The sequence below is a fragment of the Tetragenococcus muriaticus DSM 15685 genome, from assembly GCF_000423785.1.
Lineage (GTDB): Bacteria > Bacillota > Bacilli > Lactobacillales > Enterococcaceae > Tetragenococcus > Tetragenococcus muriaticus.
Genome location: NZ_AUIQ01000076.1, coordinates 1 through 7,127 on the forward strand (window position 1 = coordinate 1; position 7,127 = coordinate 7,127).

The 7,127-nt window shown below is 35.2% G+C and carries 6 protein-coding genes, 1 tRNA gene and 1 pseudogene; 4 read left to right on the plus strand and 4 right to left on the minus strand.

Annotation, left to right across the window (positions count from 1 at the left end):
- Positions 1 to 197: pseudogene (locus tag G577_RS11450) on the minus strand (IS1380 family transposase); the annotation flags it as partial.
- 134 nt (positions 198 to 331) lie between these two features.
- Here G577_RS11450 and G577_RS0109515 point away from each other — a divergent pair.
- Positions 332 to 1,525, plus strand: coding sequence for an MFS transporter (locus tag G577_RS0109515; protein WP_028790994.1), 1,194 nt, complete (start codon positions 332 to 334; stop codon positions 1,523 to 1,525).
- A 198-nt stretch (positions 1,526 to 1,723) separates the two neighbouring features.
- On the opposite strand, the gene G577_RS0109520 is transcribed toward G577_RS0109515, so the two are convergent.
- Positions 1,724 to 3,256 carry an AbgT family transporter gene (locus tag G577_RS0109520; protein ID WP_028790995.1) on the minus strand — a complete coding sequence of 511 codons (1,533 nt, stop codon included), beginning with the start codon at positions 3,254 to 3,256 and terminating at the stop codon, positions 1,724 to 1,726.
- A 292-nt stretch (positions 3,257 to 3,548) separates the two neighbouring features.
- Between G577_RS0109520 and G577_RS0109525 the strand changes: the two genes are divergently transcribed.
- On the plus strand, positions 3,549 to 4,730 hold the full coding sequence (locus tag G577_RS0109525) for an SAM-dependent methyltransferase (RefSeq protein WP_028790996.1): 1,182 nt from the start codon (positions 3,549 to 3,551) through the stop codon (positions 4,728 to 4,730).
- A gap of 220 nt (positions 4,731 to 4,950) precedes the next feature.
- Here G577_RS0109525 and G577_RS0109530 read toward each other — a convergent pair whose 3' ends face one another.
- Both G577_RS0109530 and G577_RS0109535 read right to left on the minus strand, forming a co-directional pair.
- Positions 4,951 to 5,433 carry a GNAT family N-acetyltransferase gene (locus tag G577_RS0109530; RefSeq protein ID WP_028790997.1) on the minus strand — a complete coding sequence of 161 codons (483 nt, stop codon included), beginning with the start codon at positions 5,431 to 5,433 and terminating at the stop codon, positions 4,951 to 4,953.
- Between the two features lie 17 nt (positions 5,434 to 5,450).
- Entirely contained in the window at positions 5,451 to 5,981 is a 531-nt protein-coding gene (locus G577_RS0109535; protein ID WP_155988505.1) for a GNAT family N-acetyltransferase, read from the minus strand.
- A gap of 303 nt (positions 5,982 to 6,284) precedes the next feature.
- Between G577_RS0109535 and G577_RS0109540 the strand changes: the two genes are divergently transcribed.
- Positions 6,285 to 6,542 (plus strand): DUF6275 family protein, encoded by a 258-nt coding sequence (locus tag G577_RS0109540; RefSeq protein ID WP_028790999.1) that lies wholly within the window; start codon positions 6,285 to 6,287, stop codon positions 6,540 to 6,542.
- A 120-nt stretch (positions 6,543 to 6,662) separates the two neighbouring features.
- Positions 6,663 to 6,736 (plus strand) — tRNA-Asn (locus tag G577_RS0109545).
- Positions 6,737 to 7,127 lie beyond the last annotated feature (391 nt).

Consider the following 7,127-nt stretch of genomic DNA (forward strand, 5'->3'; position numbering starts at 1 on the left):
CATTCATGTTGAACGAAACAACGAGGATCCGGGATATGAACATATTGGGCTAACAATGAGTCAAAATGAATTTGTTTTAAAAATTCAGCGACCAAGATAAGCCCCGCATCATTGGTTAAGCTTCCGCCATCGTTGGCGACCGTGATTTCTTTTTGGGCATTGAATGTGAGCGATTTTTGTTGTAAAGTGAAAGACATAAGAACGCACTCCTTTTGTGTTTATTGTTGTTTTTATCGACTTTACAATAACATAGAGTGCGTTCTTTTTGTACACCTAGAAGGTGTGGAAACAGTTTTTTAGAAAAAAGGTCATGCCAAGGGTTAAACGGCCCTTGGCAAAATTTAGAAATCATTCAGGTTTTATTTTGATTTTAACGTCATTTCTTTTAGGATTTAGTGAATTTATTATCGTAGGTATCTTAGATGATATCGCTGCTTCTTTTCCTGTAGATGTTTCTACAGCGGGTTACTTGGTCACCATTTTCGCATTAGCTTATGCTATTAGCACGCCTTTTGTGACTACTTTAATTGGGAGAAAACGTTTGCTTAATGTTTTATTATTCCTGATGAGTATATTTACTATCGGAAACTTTGTCACTGCTATGGCACCAACGTATGCTGTTTTAACACTTTCCCGCGTTGTTGTAGCTGTTGTTTCTGGTTCAGGCATCTCCGTGATCATGGCTTTTGCGACTTATTTAGCTCCGATGGAAAGGCGCGCTTGGTTGATCGCTTGGATATTTTCAGGTTTTAGTATCGCTTCTGTTTTTGGGGTTCCATTAGGGACATTTTTAAGCACACAATTTGGTTGGCGTTCTGCTTTTTACCTCATTGCTGGACTTAGCTTTATCTTGTTGTTTTTCCTTAAGATAAGTTTACCTGATGATCTTCGGCAAAAATCTTCAGGAGCTACACGTTTTTCTGACCAGTTAGCTATTTTTAAAGATCCACGAATACAATTAAGTGCTTTCGTTACCATGTTCAGCATTGCCGGTATTTATGCTGTGTACACCTACCTGCGTCCTATTTTTTCGACAGAATTAGGAATTGCGCCTTCGTTAGTGACCTTAGCCTTTACAGCTTACGGTTTTATGTCCCTTATAAGTAACCAATTGAGTGGTAAGATTGCGGAAAGACGCGGTCTTTTGACTATGCCAAAAATTTATATTGCTGAAATTTTCTTATTAGGTCTGTTACCTGTCTTTTTAAGTATTAGTTGGGTAGGATTTCTTGATCTAATGCTCATTGGTTTGACGATGTATCTACTCAATTCGCCGATTCAATTGCATATGATAGGTATTGCCGAAAATAGCTACCCTCAATCTATGGTACTCGCTTCGTCTTTTAACTCGATTTTTTCTAATATCGGTATTGCTATAGGTTCTGCGGTCGGAAGCCAAATCGCACAAAATGTTGGTATGCAAGCTCTTGGCCCAGGTGGTGCTGTTCTTGCCGCAATTACATTGGTATTAACGCTTGCGTTAAATCATAAGAATGCTCAATTTACTGAAAGTGTAGAAACGTAATTTTATTAGATCGCTTTTCTTTTTGAAAGGCGGTCTTTTTTTGAAAATTATTATTTTATGTAAAATAAACCAAAAGTTTGGTTAATTAATGCTCTATGAGAAGAGATAGCACAAAGAAAAGCAAAAGTATTGTTCTATGAAAAGCAATAAATCTAAGTTTAGAAGAAAATAAAAAAAGACGGAAAAATCCGTCTTTTTTTATGTTGTTACTGGTGCGCCAGGACCTAAAGGAAGACCAAGTAAATACCAAGCGCTAAGTAGTATAATCCATCCGATAAGAAAAGCTACAGAATAGGGAAGCATGGTTGAAATAACCGAACCAATCCCAGCTTTTTTATCATATTTTTGAAAGTAAGCAATAATCATAGGGAAAAAAGGCATTAATGGCGTGATAACATTAGTGACCGAATCACCGACTCGATAAGCAATTTGTGTCGATTCTGGCGAAAGGCCTACTTGTAAAAACATCGGAATAAATATAGGCGCCATCATAGCCCATTTGGCTGTATCAACTGGCATAATAATGTTGGTAAGCGCAGCAACGATAATAAATAAAAGTAATAAAGGCAAGCCGGTGAATCCAATATTTGTTAACAATTGAGCTCCATTAACTGAAATAATCGTTCCTAAGTTCGAATATTCAAAAAAGGCAGTAAATTGAGCAGCCCAAAAAATTAAAACTAAGAAGTTTGATATGCCAGAAATTCCATCAGACATGAGTTTTGTAATGTCATGAGTATTTGTAATGGATCCTTCACCCACCCCATAAGCAATTCCAGGTAATAAGAACATCAACATAATAAATACAATGATTCCTGTCATAAAAGGAGACTCTATTAAGCTCCCCGTTTCTGGATCTCTAAGTATTCCATTTTCTGGAACAGTCATTATTCCTATTAAAAGAATATAAATGAAGAACGTAAAGCCAGCCCATCTTAATCCCTTTTTTTCATTATCCGTGATCGTTTCAATCGTATCTGTGGAAGAAAACGAATAAGTGGTTAACTTTGGTTCCACAATATTATCTGTGATGTAGGTGCCAATCAAAGTAACCATAACTGTAGATACAATCATAAAAAACCAATTGCCCGTAGGCTGAACAATATAATTAGGATCTAAAATATTGGCTGCTTGAGTGGAAATGCCAGCATATAATGGATCATTTGAACCAATGAGTAAGTTTGCTGTCCATCCTCCAGATACTCCGGCATAAGCAGCAGCTAAGCCGGCTACAGGGTGTCGCTTGCTTACTAAAAAGATAATGGCGCCAAGAGGAAGCAAGACAATGTAACCTGTAGAAGAGGCAACATTTGAGAGTATCCCCAAAAATACGACCATTCCTGAGATAAGAGCTTTCGGTGTTTTAGAGACAATTTGTCTTAACAATACTGAAAGCATCCCCGTACCTTCAGTGATACTCACTCCAATAATTACGGTAAAAACTGTTCCTAGAGGAAAAAATCCCGTGAAATTATCGATAATATGGGTGACCATGTAATGGAAACCATCAAGTGAAAGTAAATTATTGACTGAAGTTGTGATTGTTTCGATTGTTTCAGTTTCTTCATTGAATCCTTCATAGGTTACTGTCAGATTAAAATAAGCAGCGATGGCTGAAGCAAGGATTGTTAGAAACGTTAAAGAGATAAATAAAAAAGAAGGATCTGGTAAGCGATTACCTGCTCGTTCAACCCAATTAAGAAAACGAAATTGTTTTTGTTTTGTATCCATTATTACACCCCTTTTAGTAGGAAAGGTTATTGACTTATACACTTCCTGAATATAAGTTAAGTCATGTTTATTGTCAAAAAGAACGATTGTATGTTTCATAGAATATACGGTAATTTTGTACAAAAGCATTTTTAGCTAATGCTTTTTTATTTACTAGATTAGCCCATAGTGTTATATTAGTTTTATTGGTTTCAAATATATTTTGTTGTGTCTTATTGTACTTGTAGTAAGTACAGACTGTAACAAAGTATATTTGACGATGATAGATCATTATAAAGGTGGAGTGTTTTGAATGTTAGAAAAGAAAACATATGATAAACTTTTGGGTCATGCTTTTGATATCCCGGTAAAAGTAGATTATTGGGATGGGACTAGCGAGGTTTATGGCGAGGGTACGCCACAAGCTGAGATTGAGATAAGAAAAGCAATCCCTCTTAAGGATTTGACTTCGCTTCCTACCTTAACTTTAGGCGAGGCCTATATGAATGGTGATATCGAAGTAAACGGGGACCTACAAGAATTGGTTGCTTCAGCGTATCGTAGTGTAAATAGTTTTGTTACTGATAATAGCGGATTTTTGAAATATCTTCCTAAGATTTCTCATTCCGAAAAGAATTCGAAAGAAGATGTACAAAGCCACTATGACATTGGCAATGACTTTTACCGCTTATGGTTAGATAAAACGATGACTTATTCTTGCGCTTATTTTAGACATGAAGATGATACGCTTGAACAAGCACAAGAAAACAAAGTACGTCATGTTTTAACCAAATTAAATCCAGAACCTAATAAAACATTGGTTGATATCGGCTGTGGCTGGGGTTCTTTACTTTTTATGGCAGCTGAAGAATTTAATCTTAAAGCTACTGGAATCACGCTAAGCCAAGAGCAATACGATCAAGTAAAAGAAGAGATCAAAACAAGAGGGTTAGAAGGCCAAGTTGACGTTTATTTAGAGGACTACCGTGAAGTTGAAGAAAAATTTGATTATGCAACATCTATCGGGATGTTTGAACACGTAGGAAAAGAAAATCTTCCGAAATATTTCGAACAAGTGCAAAAATTGCTTGTACCTAATGGTCGTGCATTAATTCATGGGATCACTGGACAACATGAAGGTGTAGGTACGGACCCATTTCTTGCTAAGTATATTTTCTCAGGTGGATATATTCCAAACGTAGCGGAAAACTTAACGAACATTATGAATGCAGGTTTGCAATTGACTGACCTTGAGCCATTAAGACGTCATTATCAAAAAACGCTTGAAACTTGGTATCAAAACTATGCTCAACATTTGGATACAGTTGTTGAGCGTTATGGCGAACCATTTTCACGCATGTGGGCTCTTTACTTACAAGCCTGTGCTGCTTCATTTGAAGCAGGAAATATTGATGTAATGCAATATTTATTGGTTAATGGTACGAGTGGATATGATTTACCAATGACGAGAAGCTATATGTATGAAAATTCCTAAGTAGGAATCAGAAATGGAAGAACTAAGGGTTCATCCATTTTTGCTTTTGAAGTTTCATCTTTTTGTTCTTTATTTTAAATAACGTTGTTCAATTCCTTTATTCATTAAGAAAAATTGAAGACCCCTTTAGCGTATCATTATTCAATAGTAGAATATTAGGAGCGCACTATAAAATTTACAAAAAAAGCAGCTAGGCAAGATAAATTGTCTAGCTACTTTTTTATAAGTCAAGCTGCATATAAATAGAATTTGCGATTGGATTATTATTATAACTTTCTATTTCATAAAAACCATGTTGTTTATAATTGATAATGGCTGCTTTTAAAGAAGGTAAGGTATCTAGAAGCATGTGTTGATAGCCAATTTGGCGTGCGTCTTCAATGATTTTCTCAATCAAATGTGCCCCCACACGTTGTCTTCTAAAAGCAGGACGTACATATAAACGTTTCATTTCACAATTTAGGTTATCCAGTTTTTTTAAACCGATACAACCAGCTAATTGGCTATCATAATAAGCTAAATATAAACGTCCTTGCGGTAAGCCATACTTTTCTTCCAAATTGTCTAATTCTTTTTTGTAATTTTGCATGATTAGATACTCTTTTATTTCTTTGTTTTGTGCTACCAATGTATGGGTATATTCGCTAAATAATTTCTTTATTTCATAAGGATATTCGTATGCAGGTATAAGTTTAATTGCCACTTTGGACCACCTCCATTTTAATCATTAAATGCATTTAAATAAGAAATAGTACCTTGGACATTTGCTAAACTGTCTGTTTTAAGTTCTTTAATAAAGTAGACGTTATCAGGAGCTGGAAATGGAGCGTAGATGTCGTAATGACTGGCTAATTGATAACCTAATTTTGCATAATAACCAGGATGTCCTAAGATACTGATGAACGGATAGCCTTCATTTTTGGCCCGTGACTCGAGTTCAGACAAAAGTTTAGCACCGATTCCTTGCTTTTGTTCTTTGGGTAATACAGCTAAGGGGGCTAAACATAGACCTGTACTTACTTTTTCATCTTCTTTATAAACATAGACTTCACTTAAAAGGCCATGTCCAACAATGCGATCATTTTTTAATGCGACACCTTCAAAATCGTTTTGATAAGTCGGATCTTTCCGTAACTTGGCGACAAGTTCGGCTTCATTTCCATATCCTTCTTCAGTATTTATGAATGCTTTGTAAATGAGTTTTTCTACGGTTTGATAATCGGAAGGTTCAATTGTTCTTACTGTAATCATTGTCTGCTCCTTTTTATAATCCCTTGTTAGTAAACTAGGATAAAGGCATGTTACAATTTTTTATAATAAAAAAAAGTATGGCATTAAATCTAGTATTATGGGTCGCTGAGGGTTCTTCTCCATTTTACTAATTCTTCGCTCAAATGAAAAGCTATAACTTGCTGATAAAAAAATAATTTGTTATATTGTTTATGTAAACTTTCCAGCATGACTTAATTGGTAGTAGCTTATGTTTCTGACTATAATATCATAGGCTCGAGTTCTACTGTCAGAGTTGATTATAAATGAAGGGAAGGAAAAAGAATGCGAACAAAAGATTTTTTGAAAACAAGTAAGGGAATTATTCACGATTATATCGTTGAAAATTCAGATGAAAATGAAGAATTACCAGAGTTTCGGATTTATACAGTGTGGTCTTCTAAAACATTGCAAAATAATAAAGCTTTATTGAGTACGACTTTATCAGATGATATGTATTATGAATCTACATATGATGGTGATAATGAGGAAATTTATTTAGATGCCTATAAGAAAGTTAAAAGCATCTCTCGTAAAGTTTAAATGATTTTATCTGTTGGTTGTAAATGAAACTAGAGATCGGGCGCAGGAATGGTTCATCTACATTTATATAGAACTGCGCTCTTCTGGTTTTTGCTTTTGCAAAAGGAAATATTTTATTATTCCGGCATAGCTCAGTTGGTAGAAGCGCATGACTGTTAATCATGATGTCGTAGGTTCGAGTCCTACTGCCGGAGCTTTTTGAAAATAACGCCCAATTTTTGGGGCGTTATTTTTTTACTATACAGTAAAAGCAAGCGCACAAGGCCAAACGATTTTTTTATCATCTTCCAGATGGGAATCAAATAGTGTAGTTGTTTACTAACAATTTAAGAATAAGTACTTGACCTAGAGTCTACTATAAAGTGTAAAGTCAAACATAAGGTTTGTCATAATGAACATTGGATAGCTCTATTATTGAGATAGGGAAAATAAGAGATCTAAAACAATTAGCATAGTGGTAAAGAGTCAAGATAAAAAATGAATTTATTGTTACTCTACCACTAAAAAATAGGCGCACTGAACTAGGCCTATGCAAATCAAGCGTTTTCATAGGCTGTTTCCCTAGCAATGCGCAAATAACTTTTT